Annotated in this window: 17 protein-coding genes, 1 pseudogene and 1 other annotated feature; of the genes and pseudogenes, 2 read left to right on the forward strand and 16 right to left on the reverse strand. The window is 30.8% G+C overall.

Annotated features, from left to right (window positions below):
• Positions 1-87 precede the first annotated feature (87 nt).
• Entirely contained in the window at positions 88-957 is an 870-nt protein-coding gene (locus tag ACWW38_RS05785) for a DUF2225 domain-containing protein (protein WP_456259854.1), read from the forward strand.
• Between the two features lie 52 nt (positions 958-1,009).
• On the opposite strand, the gene ACWW38_RS05790 is transcribed toward ACWW38_RS05785, so the two are convergent.
• The 8 genes from ACWW38_RS05790 to ACWW38_RS05825 all read right to left on the reverse strand — a co-directional run bounded on the left by ACWW38_RS05790 (position 1,010) and on the right by ACWW38_RS05825 (position 9,126).
• The gene (locus ACWW38_RS05790; RefSeq protein ID WP_456260425.1) at positions 1,010-1,693 is read right to left on the reverse strand and encodes a metallophosphoesterase; all 684 of its coding nucleotides are present in this window, start codon (positions 1,691-1,693) and stop codon (positions 1,010-1,012) included.
• 6 nt (positions 1,694-1,699) lie between these two features.
• Positions 1,700-1,972 carry an EscU/YscU/HrcU family type III secretion system export apparatus switch protein gene (locus ACWW38_RS05795; protein WP_456259855.1) on the reverse strand — a complete coding sequence of 91 codons (273 nt, stop codon included), beginning with the start codon at positions 1,970-1,972 and terminating at the stop codon, positions 1,700-1,702.
• A gap of 9 nt (positions 1,973-1,981) precedes the next feature.
• On the reverse strand, positions 1,982-3,619 hold the full coding sequence (locus ACWW38_RS05800; protein ID WP_456259856.1) for a hypothetical protein: 1,638 nt from the start codon (positions 3,617-3,619) through the stop codon (positions 1,982-1,984).
• A gap of 217 nt (positions 3,620-3,836) precedes the next feature.
• The gene (tyrS, locus tag ACWW38_RS05805; protein ID WP_456259857.1) at positions 3,837-5,057 is read right to left on the reverse strand and encodes a tyrosine--tRNA ligase; all 1,221 of its coding nucleotides are present in this window, start codon (positions 5,055-5,057) and stop codon (positions 3,837-3,839) included.
• Between the two features lie 66 nt (positions 5,058-5,123).
• Positions 5,124-5,344: a binding site (T-box leader), on the reverse strand.
• A 129-nt stretch (positions 5,345-5,473) separates the two neighbouring features.
• Positions 5,474-5,884, reverse strand: a complete 411-nt coding sequence (locus tag ACWW38_RS05810) for a hypothetical protein (RefSeq protein ID WP_456259858.1) — start codon at positions 5,882-5,884, stop codon at positions 5,474-5,476.
• A 76-nt stretch (positions 5,885-5,960) separates the two neighbouring features.
• Entirely contained in the window at positions 5,961-7,130 is a 1,170-nt protein-coding gene (locus ACWW38_RS05815) for an AlbA family DNA-binding domain-containing protein (RefSeq protein ID WP_456259859.1), read from the reverse strand.
• A 115-nt stretch (positions 7,131-7,245) separates the two neighbouring features.
• Entirely contained in the window at positions 7,246-8,340 is a 1,095-nt protein-coding gene (locus ACWW38_RS05820) for a diguanylate cyclase (RefSeq protein WP_456259860.1), read from the reverse strand.
• 219 nt (positions 8,341-8,559) lie between these two features.
• Positions 8,560-9,126, reverse strand: coding sequence for an ECF transporter S component (locus tag ACWW38_RS05825; protein ID WP_456259861.1), 567 nt, complete (start codon positions 9,124-9,126; stop codon positions 8,560-8,562).
• 316 nt (positions 9,127-9,442) lie between these two features.
• Here ACWW38_RS05825 and ACWW38_RS05830 point away from each other — a divergent pair, with 316 nt between their 5' ends.
• Entirely contained in the window at positions 9,443-9,598 is a 156-nt protein-coding gene (locus ACWW38_RS05830) for a hypothetical protein (protein ID WP_456259862.1), read from the forward strand.
• A gap of 102 nt (positions 9,599-9,700) precedes the next feature.
• Here ACWW38_RS05830 and ACWW38_RS05835 read toward each other — a convergent pair whose 3' ends face one another.
• From ACWW38_RS05835 to ACWW38_RS05870, 8 genes and pseudogenes are all read right to left on the reverse strand, one after another.
• On the reverse strand, positions 9,701-11,296 hold the full coding sequence (locus tag ACWW38_RS05835) for a peptide chain release factor 3 (protein WP_456259863.1): 1,596 nt from the start codon (positions 11,294-11,296) through the stop codon (positions 9,701-9,703).
• A 163-nt stretch (positions 11,297-11,459) separates the two neighbouring features.
• Complete coding sequence (locus ACWW38_RS05840) at positions 11,460-11,918, reverse strand: DUF2691 family protein (protein ID WP_456259864.1); 459 nt, start codon at positions 11,916-11,918, stop codon at positions 11,460-11,462.
• Positions 11,915-12,358, reverse strand: a complete 444-nt coding sequence (locus ACWW38_RS05845; protein WP_456259865.1) for a hypothetical protein — start codon at positions 12,356-12,358, stop codon at positions 11,915-11,917. Before ACWW38_RS05845 ends, ACWW38_RS05840 begins: the two co-directional genes overlap by 4 nt.
• A 669-nt stretch (positions 12,359-13,027) precedes the next feature.
• Positions 13,028-13,798 carry a tetratricopeptide repeat protein gene (locus tag ACWW38_RS05850; RefSeq protein WP_456259866.1) on the reverse strand — a complete coding sequence of 257 codons (771 nt, stop codon included), beginning with the start codon at positions 13,796-13,798 and terminating at the stop codon, positions 13,028-13,030.
• Between the two features lie 23 nt (positions 13,799-13,821).
• Entirely contained in the window at positions 13,822-14,607 is a 786-nt protein-coding gene (locus ACWW38_RS05855; protein WP_456260426.1) for an RHS repeat-associated core domain-containing protein, read from the reverse strand.
• Positions 14,608-15,339: 732 nt separating this feature from the next.
• Positions 15,340-15,657 (reverse strand): annotated as a pseudogene (locus ACWW38_RS05860) (LamG-like jellyroll fold domain-containing protein); the annotation flags it as partial.
• Between the two features lie 308 nt (positions 15,658-15,965).
• The gene (locus ACWW38_RS05865; protein WP_456259867.1) at positions 15,966-16,340 is read right to left on the reverse strand and encodes a hypothetical protein; all 375 of its coding nucleotides are present in this window, start codon (positions 16,338-16,340) and stop codon (positions 15,966-15,968) included.
• A 60-nt stretch (positions 16,341-16,400) separates the two neighbouring features.
• Positions 16,401-23,840, reverse strand: a complete 7,440-nt coding sequence (locus ACWW38_RS05870) for a DNRLRE domain-containing protein (RefSeq protein ID WP_456259868.1) — start codon at positions 23,838-23,840, stop codon at positions 16,401-16,403.
• Between the last annotated feature and the right edge of the window lie 691 nt (positions 23,841-24,531).

Here is a 24,531-nt window from a genome sequence, read left to right on the forward strand (position 1 = left end):
TTTTGACAAAATCTATGCTTTTTATGAATTTTTTTGATATAATCTTTTTAGAATGAACTTTTTTGATTACTTAGGTGGTGGTAAAATATGAAGGACATTTTTTCTGGGTTAGATGACCTAGGATTTGAAAATGTAAGTGAACTAGAGTTATATGAAAAAAATGATGAAAAAGAGCAAAATGAAAAAAATAACTTTAAGGAACCTTTACATAAGCAATTATCTCACTTATATGATAAAAAGATCACATGCCCAGTTTGTGGTGAAACTTTTTCGGTTAAGGCTGTTAAAACTTCATCTTACAGAATGAGAGATAAGGACAGCGATTTTTTTATTAGATATGATTTAGTAAATCCTTATTTTTACGATGTTTGGCTTTGCAATAACTGTGGATATGCGGCTATGAAAGCTGATTTTGAAAAGATAAAAAGCTTTCAAAAGGATTTAGTAAAGAAAAATATAACCTCAAAATGGAAAGGGAGAACATATAGTGAGCCTTATGATCTAGACACAGCTGTTGAAAGATATAAGCTGTCTCTATTAAACTACTACTATATAGATGCTCCAGCCAGCAAAAAAGCAATGAACTGTTTAAAACTAGCATGGATGAGTAGATTATTAAATGATGAAAAAGCAGAGCTTGAATACCTAAATCAAGCTCTAAAAGGGTTTAATGACGCTTATTTTAATGAGGATTTTCCTCTTTATGGTATGGACAGGTATACGACTATGTATTTAATTGGAGAGCTTAATAGACGTATTGACAATACTGAAGAAGCATTGCTTTGGTTTAGTAAGGTTATAACTACACCTAGTGTAGGTAAGAGACTTAAAGAATTAGCACGTGACCAGAAAGATTTAATAAAGTTTTCAAAATCTGAAAATGAAGAATCTGATTCGGAAAGTTATAGTGCTTCTAGCAAAAAGAAAGGCTTTTTTTCATCTTTATTTAATAAATAACTTTTAGTTCAATGAATAAAAGAGTTAGAATTTAAATTCTAACTCTTTTATTCTATTTTATTTTTATAGGATCAAAATTTATATAGTCACAGGAAGTAACTATATATTCAACACCATTAAACTCTCCTTGAAAAACATTTCTTAATGATGGACCATGTAAATGACCATATATAACTTTTTCTACATTATATTCCTCAAATATTTTTGTAAGATCCGATTCCTGAAACTTATCATTTACTGGAGGATAGTGAATCATAACTATTATTTTATCATATCCTTCTTTTACTGCTTTATCTAGAGATAGTTTTAGTCTAATTTGTTCTCTATTATATATCTTCATATCGTGCTCACTATACTTATCTCCTGGTGGATTCCAACCTCTTGTACCACAGATAGCATAGTTTTCATAAGTAAAAAAATTATTTTGAATAAAATTCATATCCTCATAAAGACTATTAAGCTTACTTATACTAGTCCACCAATAATCATGATTGCCCTTTGATATTATCTTTCTTCCCGGAAGATTATGTATCCATTCTAAATCCGCCATTCCTTCTTTCATATTCATAGACCAAGAAATATCTCCTGCAATTAATACAGTATCTTCACAGGTAATTTTACTTTTCCAATTTTCCATTATTCTTTTATCATGGTTATACCACTGCTCTCCAAATACATCCATCGGCTTATCACTAGCAAAAGATAAATGTAAATCAGATATTGCATATAAAGCCATCATCTATCACCTTCTATCTGCCATTCTATCTATGTCCATTATATATGCTATTACTTCCGCTACCGCACTATAAAGTTCTTGTGGAATAGAACTTCCTACGTCCACATTTGTCAAAAGCTCTGCCAGCTCTTTATTATAAACAATAGGCACTTCATTATTTTCTGCCTCTTCAATAATTTTGTCTGCTATATATCCCATTCCAGCAGCAGTAACTATAGGAGCATCATAATTCAATTCATATTTTAATGCAGCAGCCTTTCTTCTATCATTTTTGCTCATAATACACTCCTAAACCCTTAAATTAATTCTAGTAAATTCATTATCCTCAAAAAAGTCTCTACAATTTATTAAATCCACTTCTAATTCTTTTCCATTAACATTTACAGTTGTAGTAAATCCCATAAGATTCAGCTTTTTTTCTATTTTCCCTTTACCTAATTCTAAAACTTTAACCCAATCTTTATCACTTTTAATATCAATATTTATGTTTGTATTATAAACCTTTATATATGCATCTACTACTCCCATATTTATAGTTTTAACTGATGCTACAAATTTAACATTAGTTGAATCTATTTTTTTACCTTTCTTTCTATCATCTTTTATAATTAGTTTACACTGATATTCTTTGTTATTTACATTGACAGGTACATCTAAATAGTAATACTGATTTGATATAGAATTAAATACTTTAAAATCATTCATTTTCTCTTGAAGTCCTTGAAAAACTTTGCTAAGTGCTTCACTCTTGCTATTATTATTCTCTTGCAAAATCTGCTTTATTATGTCCTTCATTTCATTTAATTTATCATTTACTTGCTCTTTAACGCTTTGTGAAGTTTCTAATCTTTCATGTATTATCTTACCTGTTTGAATTTCTTTTTCTAGATTCATACTTTTTAGCTTTTCTTCAACTGCTACATTCTTTTCAGTCTCCATAGGGATTTCTTTTGTACCTTTATTTACTTTACTACCATTTTCCTCTAGAACTTTTTCTTCATTGGGTGTATCTAATTCTAAAAGCTTTTTTATAAGCTCTTTCTTTTCTGATTCTTTTATATCACTTGATACATAGGCATTCTGAACATATAAATTACTCTTTGGAAGGCTAGAGGACTCTTTTAATTCACTATTTATGACTTCACCTTTAGCACTTTCAATATTCATATCCTTAATACTCTTATCAATTTCTTTAAAATTTATAACCTTTTCGCCGTCTTTTGCTAAATTTTCATGTATATCATTTAAATCATTATACAAAGACATAGATTTTTCATTTATTTTGTTAAAGCTCTTAATATTTTGCTCAGTTAATTCTATATCATTTTCTATTAAAGTAAGTAATTTATCTAAACTTAAATTTTTAAATTCATTGAAGAATCCTTTTAATGAACTTGAGATCTGCTGACCTTTTGGACTATCTATTTGTATCTGTTTATTATCTAGATACTTAAATATAAAATTATCTTCTTCTATTGGATCTTGGATTATTTTATTTTGAAAATCAATCAAAGATTTTATCTTTGATATATTTTCTTTTGTTAAAGGCATTTTATATTTTATCATTTTTTCAAGCATGATGTAATCATCTTTTTTTATATTTATACCTTGTTCTTCTAATGTATCACTGATTATTGTATTTTTTGATTCGTCACCCGAGCTATCTAACAGCTTAAGAATAAGCTTGCCATTTTCATATCCTTCAACTTGAAGCTTTACTAATCCTTGAGCTGTGAAATCTGTAGATTGATCTATCTGTGCTGAAAATTGCCATCCATCTAAAAGTTTTAATATAGCTTCATTTGTTACTTTATCTAAATCTATGATTCTAGCTACAAATTGTTCTCCTAGCACAAATGAAATTTTCTTTTGTATTCTTTTTGAATCAATATTATAAGCACTATTAACGTTCCAAATTCCTGCCACTTATTTCACACCTCTTTACTATTAGTAATAATAACTTCACTTTATTAATATTAATTATCGTATCGAAACCTTTTATCTGTACTACAAACTTTCAAATACATATTGATTATTATACTAAACTGTGAATATCATCTCAAAGAAAAAAGAATATGGTAAACCGCCATATTCTTTTTCTTTATAATTTTATAACTACAATTTTGCAGCTACTGCCATTAGTCTAAGCTACAACAATTTTGTAGTATGTCTTTTTTCCTTTTTTAACTATAGCACTTCCATCCTTTAATTCCTCTTCTTTAAGAACAAAATTAGGATCCTCTACCTTATTATCATTTAAGTATAATCCACCTTGTTCTATAAGTCTTCTTCCTTCTTTTTTAGATGGAATAACTTTTCCACTTAATAATATATCTAATAATAATGTACCAACAGTCTCACTTGAAATTTCAATTGTTGGAACATTACTCATATCAGCTCCGCCTCCAAATAGTGCTTCTGCTGCACTTTGTGCTTTAGCAGCTTCTTCTTCACCATGTACAAGCTTAGTTACTTCAAAAGCTAAAACTTTTTTTGCTTCATTTATAGCAGCATCTTTTAGAGAACCAAGTCTTCTTACTTCATCCATAGGTAAGAAAGTAAGTAACGCTAAACACTTTTCAACGTCTGCATCATCTACGTTTCTCCAGTATTGATAAAATTCATATGGAGATGTCTTTTCAGGATCAAGCCATAATGCTCCCTTTTCTGTTTTGCCCATTTTTTTGCCTTCACTATTAGTTAATAGTGTGCATGTCATTGCGTAAGCTGGCTTTTGTTCTTTTCTTCTTATAAGGTCCATACCTGCAATCATGTTAGACCATTGGTCATCTCCACCAAGCTCCATAACACAGCCATATCTTCTATTAAGCTCTAAGAAGTCATATGCTTGCATTAACATATAGTTAAATTCTAAAAAAGATAATCCTTTTTCTAATCTTTGCTTAAAGCATTCAGCTGTAAGCATCTTATTAACTGAGAAATGCACTCCAATTTCTCTTATAAATTCTATATAGTTAAGATCCAAAAGCCAATCACCATTATTAACTAATATAGCTTTGTCGTCTTCAAAATCTATAAATCTTGTAATTTGCTTCTTTATTCTTTGGACATTTTTTTCTATATTTTCTCTTGAAAGCATCTTTCTCATGTCTGTTTTTCCACTTGGATCTCCAACCATTACGGTTCCGCCACCTACTAGAGCAATTGGTCTGTGTCCTGCTCTTTGCATATGTGACATGAACATTAAGGCTATAAAATGTCCTACATGAAGACTATCTGCTGTTGGGTCAAAACCTATATAAAATGTAATTTTCTCTTTTCCTAATAATTCTTTTATTTCGTCTTCATGGGTTGTTTGTTTTATATATCCACGCTCCCTTAAGACATCAAATACATTTTCCATCTTTCTTCCTCCTAATAATAGTTGTAATTTTATATCTAAAATAAAAAATCCCTTTATATAAAAATATAAAGGGACGAATTATCTCCGTGGTACCACCCAAGTTAATATGCTATGCATACTCTCTCATTTTCCTTATAACGTAGGAATATACGTAACAACCTACTAAGCTTTTAGCTTTTCAGTCTAAGGTTCAAGAATGTATTTGGCCATAACCCTCAACTAGTTCACACCAGCCACTAGCTCTCTTAATGATTTCTATGGTTACTTCTTTCTATCATTACCTTTTTCATTTAATTATTTACATACTATTATATAAACATTCATTGGTAAATGCAAGGGGGAATTTTCATATTATAAATATAATTTAAAAACTGCATACTATTTTATATAGTATGCAGTCTATCATAGGTTATTAACTATGCAACATATTTTTTAATGAATTCAGGTATGGAATCCTTTTCATGATTTATATTTAAATAGAATTCAACATTATATTCTCGTGATAATTTTTCCATGGAATAAAATAAATGTGCCGCATCCTCAATATTCCCCTCTATGATATTAAATAGTCCATCGACATAAATAGTACTAATATCATAGTCTTGTGATAAAATGCCGCACAAAAAGCCATAAAAATCATTATAGTCTTTTAAACCAAATTGTTCAGTTGATACAAATCTAATTTTTCTATCTAGGTGTAGTATAGGTCCATTGTCATCATCAATATAAACAATATTTCCTTTGGAAGAATTAATCTTTTCATTTGCAGATTGGATAAGTGCTTTTGTTTTACCTGAGCCTTTCATATCACAGAAAACATGTAGCATGTTAACCACTCCTTTTATTTTATATATTTATACAATTATATAATATTCTAAATATTCTTTCAATATTACAACACCATTATTCAAAAAACTTTTGTTTAAGGCTATTAACTCCTGGATATATTACTTTAAAACTATTTTCCTTTAAAGAATTTATAAATAGAACTTCTCCATATCTTCTAAAAGCCTTTTTCATTCTAGAAAATCCTCTTCTAGATTGAGTAAATATCTTACTATCATCTAAAGTTATTAGTTTTTCATATATCCACATATTTCTTTTAATATAGTTATGTGATGTTCCATTATTTTCTCTAGTATCCCTCAATAAAACTCCTGGACTTATAACACTTATGCTGTTATATCCAATGACTATCTCTATTTCTCTATTTATAATTGTGTAATCTCTATATAGAACCGCATTTTTTATTCCTTCATACACAGCAAATAGAGGATAATTTTTAGGAAGAATTTGTGAAAGTACTCTTTCACTATCCTCTATCATACTTAACAAATCCCCTTGTATTATAGTTACCTTATCAAAATTTTTATCTATATTATTAATAATTCTAATCATGTTATTAGGAGCATATATATAATTTGTCTTTGAAAATACCAATAATCCCCCTAATGTTCCGTAGTACTCTTTTGATTCTTCATCTAAGTGTATTATTCTTGTATTTTCCATAAGAGTAATTCTATTTTCATTATTGGCTTCTATACCATGTTGCTTGAAATACTTATCCACTATACTTATGTCAAAGCTTTCTATATTGCTTTTTACAACAGGGGAAAGTTCTATATTTAAATTCATATTTTCTTGAAACGCTGTTATTAACTCTTCTTTTCTCATAGTGTCTGTTGTAGATCCTCTTCTTATGTAAAAGGCCCCATTTTCTCTAGATTGATAAGGCTTTTGATTACCTTGAAAGATAGTTATAACTGCTAAATCCTTGTCTTCGTATTTTATATATTCAAGACTCACAGGTATAGGTGGTTCACATCTAGAACTTATGATTTGTTGTATTTGCTCTTCTGTTAAGAAGTCCTTTTCTACTCCAACTACCTTTTTTGTTTTATCTTCAACACCAATAATAAGGTATCCTCTTCCACCTCTAGAATTTGCAATAGCACATATATCTTTTGCAAGTTCTTTTTTCCCAGTTTCAACACTTAAATCTAATTGTAATTTAAAATCTAATTTAGTTCCTTCATTACTTTTAAGAAGACTTAATAATTTTCTTTTATTCATAGCCTCTAACCCCAATTTTATAGTTCTTATATATTTTATGAATTTATCTTAAATAAAGTACAATAAAAATATACTATTGTTAAAAAAGGACGATGAATTATTATCCATCGTCTTTCTAATGGTCTATGACCTTATTTTTCCCTACTTTTTTAGCTACATACAATCTTGAATCAGCTACGCTAATAACTTCATTTAAGTTATCTCCATCATTAGGATAATGGCTTATTCCAAAGCTGGCAGTAACTTTTCCTTTTATGTCTCCGTAACTTATAATATTTTCACTTATTTTTAACCGTATGTTATTAATTTTATTGTATACATCTATGGTATTTTCTAAATTTTCTATAAAAATTACAATTTCCTCTCCGCCATATCTTGCTAACATATCATTTCCATCTATATTATTTTCGATTATCTTAACCGTTTGTTTTAAGACTTCATCTCCATATTGATGACCATATACATCATTAGCCTTTTTGAAATTATCTAAATCAACCATTACTATTGAAAATCCCTTTTCAGGTTCTTCAGATAATCTTTTTTCAACTATATCATAGAAATACTTTCTATTGTATATTGAAAGTAGCGGATCTCTAATGGCATTTTCTCTAATTTGATTATACAGTGCATTATTTTCTAGAGCTATAGCGATTTGGTTAGCTATAGTAGAAATAAACTTTATATGCTCATGTACAAAAAAGTTATTCAGCCCATGTTCAACTATTATATATCCTATAAATCTTTCTCTCAAATATATTGGTACACCTATTAAAGAATGTATATCATTTTTATAAAAGCTTTTGTCAAACAGAGGTTCCTTTGAATTTAATATAAAAGGCTTACCATTTAATAAATCTTTATAAAACTCTTTGTGGGAAAGATCGCAACTATAATTTTGCAGATTAGATGCCTTTATAACCAACCTCTCTTCTTCCATAAGATAAATTGAAGAGTAGGTTGCTCCTAAAATGCCGATTATCATATCGTTAATCATTGGTATTAAATTTTCATCACTAAGATATGAATTTATATACTTGCTTATCTCAACAATATTGGTTATAGCATCTAATTTCTTTTCTAACTTAATATTTTTTTCAGTTAGTATTTGTATAGTGCTCTCTGCAAAGTTCTGATAAGTTTCAAATTCATCCTTTAATTTTAGATATTCTTCTTTATATTGATTTATTAAATCAGCATTATCTTTGCTCATACAGTTTCACTTTCTCCTAGAATTTAGTTTACACAATACTATGAAATACTATAATCCACCTAATATATTACCCTATAGTATTCTATAAAAGCAATAAAAATCCTCCCTATATAAATATTTATATATAACAACAGTTAATTATTACTTTATTTACTAAATATTATATAAATAAATTTTTGTATATAAACCTTCTAGAGAAACACTATATGCAAAGATATATTATTTTCTTACAGTTTTATTTAAACTTATGCTTAAAGGTAAAGCTATAATTATTCCAGCAACAACTTGAGCTATATTTCCTGGTATATCTTTTATTGCTAATATAAATGCTTCGTTAATTGTTAAAGCCTTAGAAACTATAAATCTTGCCATTATTACTCCACTGAAATAATATGCAGCTATCATAAATAATCCAGCTATTACAAATGCAAATATGTTATTAACAATATTTTTTCCATTATAGCCTTTTCTATATGCTATAATTCCCGCAATTAATCCCATAAGACCTTTTATTACAAAAGTGAATGGAGCCCATGCTGTATATCCATTTAACAAATCAAATAATGACATACCTATGGCAGATGCTGCCGCAGCCTTTTTCTTTCCCAATAATATTGCTGCTAAGAAAATCATACTATCTCCTAAATGCACTACCCCCATAAATGATGGTATATGAAATACAGAAGTAGCTACAAAAACTATAGCCGCCATTAGCCCTACTTGTATCATAGTATAGGTACTTATTTTTATTGAATTTGTCTCTAATTTTTTTTGTTTATGTTCCATCTTATTTCCCCCTAATTACTTTTTCTTTACTACTTTATTATAGAAAATTTCAATTTTATTGCAACTGTATCGATACAATATATAGAGTTAATTATTTATATTTTGCTCTGTTTTAAATGAATGTTGATCTTTACATTCATTTAAAACTTTCCATTAGTCCGTTAAGATTATTTTAAAGATTGTTGAGTTCATTATAATTAGAATTATTTTCGATATTATACGAGATCAACAATCTCTTAAAACATAGTCTTATATTTATTTTTATTATGCTAATACTATTAAAGTAATCTATAATGTAAAAATTGGAGGGTAAACAATGACTGTTCTTAGGTGGCTCGGTGGACTTGTTCTTCTGATTTGGTTAGTAGCCTTAATATTTAGAATAGGCAACAGCCTTATAAATACCTTGATCATTATAGCAGCTATAATTTTTATAATAGATGCTTTGTATAGTAAAAGAAAATCTATTTAAATTAAAATAGAAACTCTATAAAAATTAAAGACTATGTTTAAAATAAACGTTGATATTACAACAACATTTATAAACATAGTCTTTAATAATTAATAAAACTTATTATTCGTCACTTTTACTTATATCAGACAATACAAGTCCACTGTTATGCTCTAGCGCCCAATTTATTCCCCAATCGTTAGAGAATATTAATAGATCTTTATCCTTTAAATCCTTAACAACTTTTGTATCACTAGTTATATTTAGTCTTTCCGGTTTTATTTCTGACTTCTCGATCCATCTAACGTTTTTAAATGGAAGTCTTTCTATCTTTATATCTACATTGTATTCATTTTTTAATCTGTACTCTAAAACTTCAAACTGAAGAACTCCCACTACACCAACAATAATTTCCTCTATTCCTATGTGAAGCTCTTTAAATACTTGTATAGCTCCTTCCTGAGCTATTTGAGTAATTCCCTTTATGAACTGTTTTCTCTTCATGGTATCCACAGTCCTTACTCTTGCAAAGTGTTCCGGTGCAAATGTAGGAATTCCTTCAAATTTAAATTTATTTGATGCTGGACATAATGTATCTCCTATTCCAAATATACCCGGGTCAAATACTCCTATTATATCTCCAGCATAAGCTTCATCTACTATTTCTCTCTCTTCTGCTAAGAATTGTTGTGGTTGTGTAAGTTTAATCTTTTTCCCTTGTTGAACATGATAAACTTCCATACCCTTTGAAAACTTACCTGAACAAATTCTCATGAAAGCAATTCTATCTCTATGAGCTTTATTCATATTTGCCTGAATCTTGAATATAAAGGCTGAAAAGTCCTCACTAAATACATCTATTTTTCCAATATCTGATTTTCTTCCTAGTGGCGCTGATGTCAACTTTATAAACTTCTCTAAAAAAGGTTGAACTCCAAAATTAGTTAACGCACTACCAAAAAACACTGGAGTAAGTTCTCCATTTTTTATTTTTTCTAAATCAAATTCTTCGCCAGCTTCATCTAAGAGTTCTAGATCTTCTAATAGCTTTTCATATAACTCTTCTCCGACTAAATCTTTTACTTTGTCATCTTGTAAATCACTTTCTATTATACTTACAGCACTTTGTCCGTGATTACCACCATCGAAGATAAGTATATGTTTTTTTTCTCTATCATAAACTCCTCTAAAATCAGATCCACAACCAATAGGCCAATTCATAGGATAAGATTTTATTCCAAGTTCATTTTCTATGTCCTCTAATAGCTCAAATGGATCTCTTGTTTCTCTATCCATTTTGTTTATGAATGTAAATATAGGTATCTCTCTTAAGCTACATACCTGGAACAACTTTCTTGTTTGAGCCTCTACTCCCTTTGCTCCATCTATTACCATAACAGCACTATCTGCTGCCATTAACGTTCTATATGTATCTTCACTAAAGTCCTCATGTCCTGGAGTGTCCAATATATTTATACAGTGATTATCATAATTAAACTGTAAAACTGATGAAGTAACTGAAATTCCTCTTTGCTTTTCTATTTCCATCCAGTCAGAAACAGCATGTTTTGAAGCTCTTCTAGCTTTAACAGAACCAGCTTCTCTTATAGCTCCTCCGTATAACAAAAGTTTTTCTGTAAGTGTAGTTTTACCTGCATCTGGATGAGATATTATAGCAAAAGTTCTTCTTTTCTCTATTTCTTTTATAAAATCTGCCACTTATTTCTCCTCTTTCTCACTGAAATTTGAATATCTCTTGTATTTTTAAATCTCTCTCATTTTTCTCTCAAATATTAATATTACCATAAACCAATCTCTTATTAAATAATATATTGAAAATTTCTTTAGGAATTGGAGTGGCAGCACCCTAGGGGTGTAATTTTTATACACTAAACTTTATTCTATTATTATTTTCTTTTGTTAATATTTGCAATTCATCAAATCCAAATTTTATACAATTTTTAATGACCTTGTCAAGTACTATTTTACTTTTACAATATAATTCTACATCAACTGTATCAGTGCAAAATAAAGCAATCTGGCAGTCATTGTTTACAAAGTCATCATAAGTATCAATATTTCTTACTTGCATTCTATTATTAAATGCTTTTATATCCGCATATACCAAATAATACTTTTCAATTTCAATATATTTCAAAAAATCTGTTCCATGCATTGTATCTTGATTAAAAATAGATTTCTTTAGATTATTATTTTTATCTTTATAGATAATTTCATTATCAGCTATATACCATATAAAATTATCAATGCCAACTTTATCAAATATTTTAAATAGGAAGTTGCTATATTCATTTTTCAGTTTAAAAGTAACACCTATCATCTATTTAAACCTCCTCTATAATAGTAACCTCCTCCAACTACTGCAACACCTTTACCTATATTATTCAAAGGTACTGAATATGCCGATCCTCTTTTAGGTGGATCAACTGACCAATCCCAATCATGCTCATGTGTAACTTTGGGATGCCTTTTAGGATCACCATGATTTGTAAGGTCTCTATCTTTCACTGCTCTCCCGCTTGGACTATAGTAACAACTTTGCAAATAATATAAACCTGTTTCGTTATCATAACGGTAACCACGATATCTATACGGATTCTTAATCCCTACACTATCTTTTAAACTTCCATCACTGGATATAAGCTTACCCCAAGAATCATAAGTATAGCTTACTACCTGAGCTCTAGTTTTGTCATATAGTCCAATTATATCACCTTGAGCATTTCTAATGTAGTAGTATTCAGTTCCATTTAAGTTCATACTTACAAGATTACTGTCATCATCATAGGTATAGTAAATCTTATCAGTACCATTTTCTTCAAATGTTACCTTATCTCCTACAATATGATACTTTGTTGTTACTCCATTTACTGTTTTTTCAGTTTTTATGACATCAACATTATACTTAAAGCTTATATCTTTACCATTTCCCTTTATACCTAATAATTGTATTCCTTGCTGCTAAGTGAAAGTGTATCCATCATAGGTGTGAGACATTCTACTTCCATCAGCATCCATTTTACTTGCTTTTGTGGTAGTAATTTTAGTTTATAGATTGTTAAGAGTGTACTGTAGCCTACGGCTATTGTTATTCTATAAAAATCTTCAAAGCTTACATACTTTGCCTTTCCTTAAACAATATTACTTAAGTATAAAATACTTTAAACTTATCTCCTACGGGTGGTGATGTCCATCACCTTTTTGGGGATATCTACATTAACGTATAAAAAAGTTCATAGCAACACGTGATGTACATATTACTATGAACCTTATAATCTATTTATGACATGTTCTCATATTTATACATTTTCCGAGTGGAACCTGGTACCTTAGTGGAAGACTGAAAGGATTCCGCTTGCTATTAATTTTCTCGTCTAGAATTACTCATGTTTACATAAGCTATGTTGTTACTTTTATTTATTACCATTTTTACTTACTTTTCAACTTTGTACTTAAAATCCTGGAAAGCCTATTTGCAAATTCATTTTGCGGGTCTATTGCTAATGCCTTCTTATCCCAAATACATGAATTTTCAAAGTCATGCATCTTATAATAACAATGAGCAATATCTATTATATTATCAATATCGTCTGGCTGAAATTTATTAAATGTATAAAGTTCTTTTAATGCCTTTTCATAGTTTCCCATATCAACATATACTAAGGCTTTATTTTGTATCGCATCTATACACTCATTATCATACTTGTATGCATGTCTAAATGCGTCTAATGCCTCATTAAATAATTTTAATTTGAAACAGCATATACCTAAATTAAAATAAGTCTCTGATTGCTCATCATCTATTTCTAGTGATTTTTTATAATACATCTTAGCATTTTCTAAATCTCCAATTTGATGATAATATACTCCTAAGTAATAATAACCATCTTCACTATTAGGATTTATTGAAATTGCTTTTTTAAAATTCATTAAGGCATTATCTAATTGTCCTAGTTTTAAATAAGCTCTTCCTAAATTAAATACTGGCCTATCTGAATTAGAACAGTCTACAATTATGGAATTAAATATTTTAATAGCAGTATTATAATCGTTAAGCCCCAAATAACAACATCCTATATAGTTTAAGCAATCGTAAGATTTATTTATTTTAAGACATTCTTCAAAATAAATTATTGCTTTTTCATACTCTCCATTAACATAACTAATTTCACCCATATCAAAATTCTCTTCAAAATTCAATTATCAATACCTCCACTTCTATATCAGAATGCTTTTATGATTAATCCTGCTCCACCTGTAATTGTTACTCCATCATCTATAATTCCAACACCACCAGTAGCTATATCCTCAATTATAGTTCCAATTATTATCACAGTACCCGCTCCAACAAGACCAATCTTTCCTTTAACACCTATACTGATTTTATCATAATTACCATCAACCAAGTCGCCATATTTTTTATTGTTATAATTTCTATCACCGTTTCTTTTCTTGTTTTTATGCAATTCTTCTGATTTCTGCTCTCGCTCTTTTGAACCTCTTTTGCCAAATGCATTATCAATTTCTCGTTTTTCTCGCTTCTTCGAATCAGATGGTCTCATTGGATTTTTTGCTCGTTCTCTGTCTCTTGCTTTCTCATAATATCCTTCTAAGTCAATGTCATCATCTTCGTACATTGAAACTGGTCTAAACCCATCCGAATCTTTCATATTTACAGCATTGTTCTTACAATATGCGAACATATTAGCAGATAATAGCTCACCTGTTACCGCTGCTATTTCATCAGCATTAATAAACCTACCCCACTCTGGGTTATAATACCTACTTTGTAGATAGTACAGCCCAGTCTCTGTATCATACCTATATCCTCTATATCTATACGGATTCTTAAATCCTACACTATCTTTCATAGTACCATCTATAGATACTAATTTTCCCCAAGAATCATAAGTATAGCTTACTACCTGAGCTCCAGTTTTGTCAAAAAGTCCAATAATATCACCTTGAGCGTTTCTTACATAGTAGTATTCAGTTCCATTTAGATTCATACTTGCAAGATTACTGTCATCATCATAGGTATAGTAAATCTTATCAGTACCATTATCCTCAAAGGTTACCTTATCTCCAACAAGGTGATACTTTGTTGTTACTCCATTTATTGTTTTTTCAGTTCTTATGCCATCAACATTATACTTAAAGCTTATATCTTTACTATTTCCTTTTATATCTGCTAGTTGTCTTCCTTGTTCCCAGATAAAGGTGTAGCCATCATAGGTTAGAGGATTACCTATGGCATCATAGGTTATGTCCTTTCCATTAAAGTTTGTAAGCTTATCTTTCCAGTTAGAATCTATATATCCATAGCTTATGGTAGATGTTGCTATTCCTAAAGTTCCTGTTGTATATGGATATTCTGTTTTATTTAGAATATTTCCTCCAGCATCATAGGAATAAGTTATAGTTTTATTTAATACCTGATTATCTTCTCTTGTAAGTTGATTTAGTTCATCATAGTAATAAGTTATTACCTTACCACCTTCGGTGATTGTTTTAATATTACCATTGGCATCATAGCTGTAAGATATCTTCCTTCCATTATTATCTATTTCACTTACTTTTGTTGTAGTGGTGTTTGCAGCAGCTCCTGCTTCAAAGGTATATTTTGTTATAAAGTCACTTAATCCTGTATTTAGTGATCTATCAGTTAGTCTTCCTAAGTTATCATATTTATAACCTACCCAGTTCCCTCTTCCATTTGTATATATGCTATTTATTTCTTCAGAAGACAATACTGTATTATATCTGCTTAGTCCCTCTAGCTGTCCATTTAGTTGATTACTGCCTGATACAGTTCCTCCAACTGCTGTTTTTGCTCCTGTAAAGTCTTTAAAGCTTGTAGTGTTTCCTGAATAAACCTTATCATTTAGATATAGTTTTGCATTTAAAGTTGTTCCTGACACGCTCCAAGTGAAGGCCCCGTAGTTCCATGTATTTGCTGTTACAGCTTCTGTAGATGTTATTAAAGTTAGCCAGCCTCCGGCGTTATCTCTTACAGCCAAGTTAAGCTTGCTGTTACTGTCTAAATAAAGACTTAGTAAGCTTCCATTTCCTTCTGATGCTAGTAAAACAAGGGTCTATCCCAAAATCAAAATTTTGTTTTGAGATAGACCCTTTATATTTTACTTATAGGCATACCAACATGTTTTTATATTCTTCGTGAGGTACTGCACACTTTAGCGGGTGACTGAAAGAATTCCACTTGCTTCCTTAAAGTCATCTGAACATTCTACATTTTTTCATATTGATTAATAATTGTATCAACTGATCAAGAAATCTCTCTTTAATCACTCTCTCCATTCTAATTATAGTAACATGGTTAATATCATGCATGTATAAAATATATTATCTATTTCTTAAATCTATTATTGTGTTTGTACATAACATTTGCCAATACGGCTATTAACAAACATAAAAATAAAATTGCCATTATAGTTATAAATACAGGTCTATATTGATTTGAAATTTGTGGATAATTATTTTCTATATATACAGCTGCCATTAATGTTCCAATAAGCAATACTATCAATAATGTCATAAATAATAAAAGCTGTTTTTCTTTTTTTATGCCTTTAAACTTAAAAGCACTCAGAATCATCCCTATAACACATATAGTTAATATAATTATTATCATATTGAATGGTATATTTTCTACTCCAATAATTTTAATTATTGTTAATAATACAAATACAACTATTATAGCTACAACATTCTTCTTTTCCATAATATCCAATCACCTGCCTCATTTTTATTAATTCCATATGTTCTAAATTAGACTTCTCATTTATTCTTTCTTCCAAATATAGTTTTTCGTAACTTCACCTACAGTACCTAATGCTAGCCCTGCAAAAATTGCCCATCCAACTGGATTAGACCAACCGATTGCAATTACCGCTATTGAAATTCCAGCATCAATGGCACTTCTTCCGAAAGCTTCCGACTTGCTATAATCACTATGCCAATTATCCCAAACTGATAGCCCTGTTAAAGCTATACCAATCGCTCCAACTTTCTCAATATTTCCTATTACTCTTGCAGTTGACGCTCCTTTTATCGGTATTGTAAGATACTGTCCTGACCTTCTTCCTGCTCTATTTGCTATAAATGGTATTGCATCAGGAATCTTAGATAAAGTTGAACTAACTCCTCCTTCAATCCCAGTAACTAAAGCACTTTTAGCTATACTTTTAGTTTGGTTACCATTAGGTATTATACTTGAATGTGTAGTTTTAGTTTGTATCTGAGCTTGATGCTGTACCCACACCCAATCATCATATAGCCTTTGTGTTTCATCATCTGCAAACACCATCCTAAAACCTGAAGGATCTTTGCCGTTAACTACATTATTTTTACAATATATAAATAAATTATGCCCAAGTAGCTCACCTGTTTGGCCAATAATGCCATCAGCATTTATGAACCTACCCCACTCAGGATTATAGTACCTGCTTTGTAGATAATACAACCCAGTCTCGGTATCATACCTATACCCTCTATATCTATACGGATTCTTAACTCCTACACTATCTTTCATAGTACCATCTATAGATACTAATTTTCCCCAAGAATCATAGGTATAACTTACAACCTGTGTACCATTCTTGTCATATAGTCCAATTATATCACCTTGAGCATTTCTAATGTAGTAGTATTCTGTGCCATTTAAGTTCATACTTACAAGATTACTGTCATCATCATATGTGTAATAAATCTTATCAGCACCATTATCCTCAAAGGTTACCTTATCTCCAACAAGGTGATACTTTGTTGTTACTCCATTTATTGTTTTTTCAGTTCTTATGCCATCAACATTATACTTAAAGCTTATATCTTTACTATTTCCTTTTATATCTGCTAGTTGTCTTCCTTGTTCCCAGATAAAGGTGTAGCCATCATAAGTTAGAGGATTGCCTATGGCGTCATAGGTTATATCCTTTCCATTAAAGTTTGTAAGCTTATCTTTCCAGTTAGAGTCCCCATATCCGTAGGATATTGTTGAAGTCGGTGTTCCCAAAGTTCCTGTGGTGTATAGATATTCTGTTTTATTTAGAATATTTCCTCCGGCATCATAGGAATAAGTTATAGTTTTATTTAATATTTCATTATCTTCTCTTGTAAGCTGATTTAGTTCATCATAGTAATAAGTTATTACCTTACCACCTTCGGTGATTGTTTTAATATTACCATTAGCATCATAGCTGTAAGATATCTTCCTTCCATTATTATCTATTTCACTTACTTTTGTTGTAGTGGTGTTTGCAGCAGCTCCTGCTTCAAAGGTATATTTTGTTATAAAGTCACTTAATCCTGTATTTAGTGATCTATCAGTTAGTCTTCCTAAGTTATCATATTTATAACCTACCCAGTTCCCTCTTCCATTTGTATATATGCTATTTATTTCTTCAGAAGACAATACTGTATTATATCTGCTTAGTCCCTCTAGCTGTCCATTTAGTTGATTACTGCCTGATACAGTTCCTCCAACTGCTGTTTTTGCTCCTGTAAAGTCTTTAAAGCTTGTAGTGTTTCCTGAATAAACCTTATCATTTAGATATAGTTTTGCATTTAAGGTGGTTCCTGATACACTCCAGGTGAAGGCTCCGTAGTTCCATGTATTTGCTGTTACAGCTTCTGTAGATGTTATTAAAGTTAGCCAGCCTCCGGCACTATCTCTTACAGCTAGGTTAAGCTTGTTGTTACTGTCTAAATAAAGACTTAGTAAGCTTCCATTCCCTTCTGATGCTAGTATATATCTATTTGTTGTACCACCTTTGGTGTTAAACCATACTCCTAGGGTTCCTTCATCTTTTTTTATTCCTAAATCATATAGTATTTTAGTGTTTTCAGCTGTTGTTAAAACATTTTTTCCCTTTTGTTCTGCAGCTACTGCTAGATCTTTTGTAAAGCTGGAACCTGTTTCACTATAGGGTTTTGTTCCTTTTGAACCTATGGTGCTGTTGTTTAGTGGGAAATACTCCATATTTCCATTATTATTCAATGGATTATTGTAGTAAATATTTGTAGGTCTATTATCTTTGTCATAGTCATAGGAAGTCATATATCCTATTCCATTTACTTTTTCTTGGAAAGTGCTTAAATTATTTCCCTTGTCATAGCTATAGTTTATTATGTTTCCTTTAGAATCTTTTACCTTTGAAAGTCTCTCAGAGGCATCGTAGATGTACCTATAGTTTACTCCGTTTATTAAGTCTTCAAGGATTCCTAAGTTGCCGCTGGCATCATAAGAATATTTAAATTTTTCTTCTCCATTAATTAGTTTAGAACTTATTCTATCCTCAGTGTCGTATTTATAAGACACTTTGTGTCCATTACCGTAGGTAGAGCTTAAAAGTAGCTTTGTCCTATCTTGAAATACATTAGTGATTAAATTTTGGCTTCCTACATTAACTCCAGTATTATTATCTGCTCCGTCATAGTTGAAAGTATAGCTAAATCCATTGTGACTTACTGTCTTTATTTTATCATTTTCATAGGTGTAACTATTTTTTATGGTATTTAACCCAAGATAGTTTCCTCTTCCAGCACTACGAATAACATCTATATCTGCTTTAGCTAAAGCTTCCTTAGAGTATATAAACTGATCCATTAACCCGTTTATTGAGTAGAGTCCTGAGTTGTGCATACCAAGTGAAGTTGTAGCTCCTGTAAAATCTTTTATAGTTGCTGCGTCTATATTAGTTACTGTGTATACTTTGTCATTTAAATATAAATTAAAGGTAAGTATATTATTAGCATCTTTGCTCCAGTTAAAGGCTGCATAGTTCCATGCAATATTTGTAACAGTATCTGTAGAGGTTATAATTGTCCTCCAGGTTCCATCAGTATTTCTTACTGCCAAGTTTAATTTATTACTTGTATCTAGATAAATGCTTAACATAGAAGCATTACTGCTTAGCTGAGAATCAAGTACATATCTTGTAGTTGCACTAGTGTCTGGTTTTATCCAAGTTGCCATAGTTCCTGAATTTAACCCTAACCCTAGAGAGTATACAAGCTTATTATTATCCACTGCTTTAAGTACCTGATTTCCATTCTCATCCTCTTCAAATATTGCATTATTTATAGATGGACTTGTACCCTTTGTTCCTGTTGCGCTTCCTTCAAGAGGAAATACTTCAAGTTTTCCCTCTGAGGATATAGCTTGTACTTGTTTTAGTCTATCCATGGAGTCATAGGAATAAAATATAGAATTTTCCTTTGCATCTGTAACTCCATCTAAGTTTCCTTTAGTTGTATCATAATTATAAGTTACCTTGTTTCCGGAGGAATCTTCTACTGACTTTAGGTAATTTCCATCTGCTGTGTATTCTGCAGTAGATGGTATAGTTAGTCCATTTGTATCTCCTATTTTGGAAGTCTTAGGGTTTCCGTATTGATCATAGCTAAAAGTGTATTTTACATTTTCAGCTGAAGTTGCTTCTGTTAAATTATGTTTTGTATCATGCTTGTAAGTAAAGTAGCCCCCATTTATATTTACCATTTTGTTAATATCATTGTTGTCAGAGTACTCAAACTGGGATTTTTTATTTGCTAAATCCTGAGTTGATATTAAATTTCCCTTATCATCATATTGATAGCTCTCTCCAAATTCTTCTTTATAAAGCTGAAGACCATCAAAGTATGCCGTATTTTCATTTTCGTAATATAAGGCATAGAAAGTTATACTCTTGTATGCTGCTCCTGTAATTATTTTTGCTGATGTATACTGCCACTCCGTTGAGTCTTCATTGAAAGGAACTACTTTCCACTCATAGGTTCCATCTAATTTCTCTATACCTACATCCAAGGCAAACTGTCTGTTTCCACCTAACTGTGTAGAATCTCCCTTTGCCCAGCCTGATACAACGTATACATCTCCCTCACTGCCTGATTGATTTATCTTTTGGTATATATTTTTAGTTTTTGATGCACTTCCATTGATTTTAAATACTTTTTTGCTTTTATCTAAGCTTGAAGGATACATAGAATCCGTTGAAGTAACTATTGTATCAGTAGAATCTATATGTGCATTTTTACTCCAAAACTCTGGTATTGGTTCACCATATATAAAATTAGGGTTTTCTAGCATATTATAGCGGTTAGCTAAAGGTCCGTCTTCTAACTGAATAGCATCAAAGTATGCTGTACCACTTTCCTCTACAATACCTACATTTGCTTCAATAGTATCTGATGCTGCGTTAGCTGGAAGGGTAAAAGTCACTTCCTGCCTTTCCCAATCATTAGTTCCTGAAACGTAATCAGAATATACTGTTTGGGTATTTCCACTTTCATCTTGATAAGTTATAAAAGCTGCTGCACCCTTTTTGTTATCATTAGATACATTATCTGTTTTTATATAGGCTGATAGAGTATAGGTATTTCCTTTAGTTAAGGTTACCTGCTGTTTATGGAAACGTCTTTTTATATTATCATTTTTTACTGTTTTTAAGGACTGACTTCCTAGGTATTTAATGGCAGTATCATAGGTTGATGAACCATTAGTGTTTCCATCATTAACTGCTGTCCAATTAGCTGCTATTTCTGTATTATGATTTTTTAAGTAATTCATTATAGATTTTTGAAGTTTAGATTCAAAGGATAGTTTATTATCTAGATCTTTTCCAGTATTACTCTTTGTATTATAATCATAATAAAGAGCATTTCCCTCATCATCTCTTATAGATACACTTCTTCCAGAGTTATCAAATTGATATATTTCCTTCTTTCCTCTAAAGTCATTATATGTGGTATTGTTATATCCGTATTTAACATTGATTCCTTGTCCTGGAGTACCATCTTTATTAGTTTCTACTATTTGTCTTACACGATAGGGAGCTACGCTATAGTAAACATATTGTATTTTATAATTATCATAGTTTGTAGCACAGGTTAAGTTATTGTTAGAATCGTATGTATATGTGCTATATTTTCCATCTGGATAAGTTATTCTTGTAAGGTTTATTCCATCATAGTAAAAGCTTGTTCTTCTATTGCTTGGATCAATTATTCCTAGAAGATATCCACTTGCATTAATATCTAGTGTGGTAACTCTACCAGCTCCATCTGTTATATATTTTAAAACTGTTCCATCATAATTAAGGGTTTCAGTATTACCGTTATTATCTTGGATTTTATAAAGATAACCACCAGATGTAAATAAAAGTAGGTTGTCCTTCTTGTCCTGTATTTTATATCTTTCATATACACTAGATGAATTTATGGTCATAGTAATATCTATACCACTCTCATCTTTGTATTTACTTTCAGCTGAATTATATACTAAGTAATGCTCTGTTCCATCTTCATCTACATAGAGATATTTTTCAGTTCCTGAGACTGGCGTTAGCTTTTGACTTAGATTTAACCTCCATCCATTACCATATCCTATGCTTATGTTTCTATTATTGCTGTTAAATACATGGTTTAAAGATGTAGGCATTCTATTTCCATTCATAGATAGGTCATTATGGATAAATACTAAATTACCATTGTAATCGTTAACATAGCCTGTGCCGGCTCTTCCTATATTTTGAGAATGGTATGTCCAATAGTTTTCAAGTCCTGTACTATCAGTGTAATATATAGTGGCTGTTGGTCTTCCACTGGCAAGCCCACTCTCCGAGTCTGAAGATATAAACTGATTGTATCCACTAGCTTCATCATGATTTTTTACCATAAGTCCATTGTTTGTTCCTGTGGATGTCCATTCTTTTGCAATAGATGTGATATCCCATTGAAATACATTTTCGGCTGCTCCGCTTACTATTTTATAATCCTCTACCTTAGTGTTAAACCCCGGTTGATTATTCCAAGTTATAGTACTGGAATTCCATGGGGCTAGTACCTTATGAACATCTATTTGTGTTGGAGTTGAATTTGATTGATTTAGCCATAAACTTAAGTAAGCATGGGTTATCACACTTGTTGGTTTAATTGCAGGTAAATCAAAAGAAATAAATGATCTATTTCTGCTTGTAATTGACCCATTACCAACCTGTAGAAATTCTACTCCTCCATAATTTGAATTTGGAACTCCCTCTGCTACATAGCTATCATGTATACTATTAATGTTTTGAGAAGTTTCTACTGTTGGATCAATAACTATAGGATAAGCTCTATCTCCACTATCCAGCCATTCTTTATTTGGCAGTATGTTTAATACGTAGTTATTTCCCTTTTCTTCTAAAGTTACTTCTATGTCTTTACTTATTTCTCCTTTACTGTCATACATAAAAGGAGCTTCCATAGTGTATATAAGCTTTGAATTTTCTACATTGTCGTAAAAACTTATGCTTTTATCTTTATTTAATTTTGCAATTAAGTTTTTAGCTTTTAAGGTAAATTGGAAGTTTGGATTATCTACTTTCTCATTTAAAACTATAGATTCTTTAACTTTTTTTGATGTGATATTGTACTCTAGATTTACTTTATTCTCTATGTTTTCGTATTTAATTTTTGAATTTATATTTTTTAAAATCTTTTTATCTTCGTCATTGTCTTGACTTTTAGCTAGACCTAGTAATGAATTATTCTCTTCTATATTTGAAGGTACTACCTTACCTTCAACTTCTGCAATAAGACACTCTTCATTTGTACTATTACTTTCTGCTGCTTTTGCTTCTTCTTTTTCGTTACTAGAGGTTTCAATGCTATTTTCATTACTTGAAGCTTCAATGGTAGATTCTTCTGTATTAGTAGTTTCTGTGTCTTCAGCTTTTTCTTCCTCCACTGTCTTCTCAGTAGTTTCAGAAGTATTTGTTGGTTCATAATTTTTCTTGATTTTGTTTACTTTCCAAGATATTTCATATTTATCTTTGTTTATGCTTATCAACTTTTCTGAGTTAGACTTTTTAGCTATTTTAACCTTAAAGTCATTTTTCTTATTTTCTAATATACTGTTGCCCTGGTCATCTTTAGCTTCCACTAAAGTATTGTCTATATCCTGCCACTTGCCGTTTTCCTTGTAGTGAACCGGCTCTTTGTATATTACTGCTTCATATGTATTGTCTTCAAGCAAAAAGTGTTTTATGTTCTCTTCTCTTTTTTCTTCCACCTCTTTAACTATATTAGGGGGATTTTTAGTTTTAACTTCTGTTTCCTTAAATTCAGGCTCTACATAGGCTTGTTTACCATTTAGTGTCTCTGCAAATGCTTGTGTTGGAATCACTGTAACAATAAAAAAAGCCACTAAAAGCCTGGATATTAATCTTTTGTAACTGTTCACCATATTTCCTCCTTTGTTTTAAATGTTAATATTTTGTTAATATAAGTGTATAACACCTAAATGGAAGGCTTCAAGGAGTAATATATGGCATGTCATGAACATATTTCCTAAAGTGTAGTATTATAATCATTTTGCATGGCGTAGCCGCACTGTATTGCAATCAGAAAATACTAGTATAACTTCAACAGGCTTCGCCTAAAACCCTAACACCCTCATCGGGTTAAGCGCTCTGCGCTTCTCTAATAAGTCAATTAATCTGATGACTACCATCCGTAACACTCTCACTTCTAAAGTGAGAGATAACGGCTGCTACGTCCCTAGATAAGGGCTTCTAAGCTTCAACTGGAAGAAAAACTCCATCTGAAGCCAAGAATCCTCTTTATATAATACTTACAAGACCAATAAATTAGCTATATTCTAAATAGTAACTACTACAGTTCTTAACATACGTTTTATTTGAGTAATAGCGGCCTTGATTTGCCAACTTTAAGGTACTAAAAGTCAGAAGGTGTATAATTCATTAAGAGAATTTTGAACAAGTCTTAGAAGTTCTTAGTTTGTGAATTTAAAAATTACCGTAATTCCCGCCCAGGACGGGCGGGAGCCAGGTCTGCAGCAGGACGCTGCATAGAACTGGGTAGGGAATTTTTAAAGGCACAAACTTAGAACTTCTTGACGAAGCGAAGATTCT

It is taken from the genome of Clostridium sp. JNZ J1-5 (assembly GCF_053901425.1).

What these genes read in the sequence shown, in the direction of transcription:
- ACWW38_RS05785 (WP_456259854.1), top strand. Translation starts at nt 88, where the DNA reads ATGAAGGACATTTTTTCTGGGTTAGATGACCTAGGATTTGAAAATGTA.
- ACWW38_RS05790 (WP_456260425.1), bottom strand. Translation starts at nt 1,693, where the DNA reads ATGGCTTTATATGCAATATCTGATTTACATTTATCTTTTGCTAGTGAT.
- ACWW38_RS05795 (WP_456259855.1), bottom strand. Translation starts at nt 1,972, where the DNA reads ATGAGCAAAAATGATAGAAGAAAGGCTGCTGCATTAAAATATGAATTG.
- tyrS (WP_456259857.1), bottom strand. Translation starts at nt 5,057, where the DNA reads ATGGAAAATGTATTTGATGTCTTAAGGGAGCGTGGATATATAAAACAA.
- ACWW38_RS05810 (WP_456259858.1), bottom strand. Translation starts at nt 5,884, where the DNA reads ATGCTACATGTTTTCTGTGATATGAAAGGCTCAGGTAAAACAAAAGCA.
- ACWW38_RS05815 (WP_456259859.1), bottom strand. Translation starts at nt 7,130, where the DNA reads ATGAATAAAAGAAAATTATTAAGTCTTCTTAAAAGTAATGAAGGAACT.
- ACWW38_RS05820 (WP_456259860.1), bottom strand. Translation starts at nt 8,340, where the DNA reads ATGAGCAAAGATAATGCTGATTTAATAAATCAATATAAAGAAGAATAT.
- ACWW38_RS05825 (WP_456259861.1), bottom strand. Translation starts at nt 9,126, where the DNA reads ATGGAACATAAACAAAAAAAATTAGAGACAAATTCAATAAAAATAAGT.
- ACWW38_RS05830 (WP_456259862.1), top strand. Translation starts at nt 9,443, where the DNA reads ATGACTGTTCTTAGGTGGCTCGGTGGACTTGTTCTTCTGATTTGGTTA.
- ACWW38_RS05840 (WP_456259864.1), bottom strand. Translation starts at nt 11,918, where the DNA reads ATGATAGGTGTTACTTTTAAACTGAAAAATGAATATAGCAACTTCCTA.
- ACWW38_RS05845 (WP_456259865.1), bottom strand. Translation starts at nt 12,358, where the DNA reads ATGAACTTAAATGGAACTGAATACTACTACATTAGAAATGCTCAAGGT.
- ACWW38_RS05855 (WP_456260426.1), bottom strand. Translation starts at nt 14,607, where the DNA reads ATGAATCTAAATGGAACTGAATACTACTATGTAAGAAACGCTCAAGGT.
- ACWW38_RS05865 (WP_456259867.1), bottom strand. Translation starts at nt 16,340, where the DNA reads ATGGAAAAGAAGAATGTTGTAGCTATAATAGTTGTATTTGTATTATTA.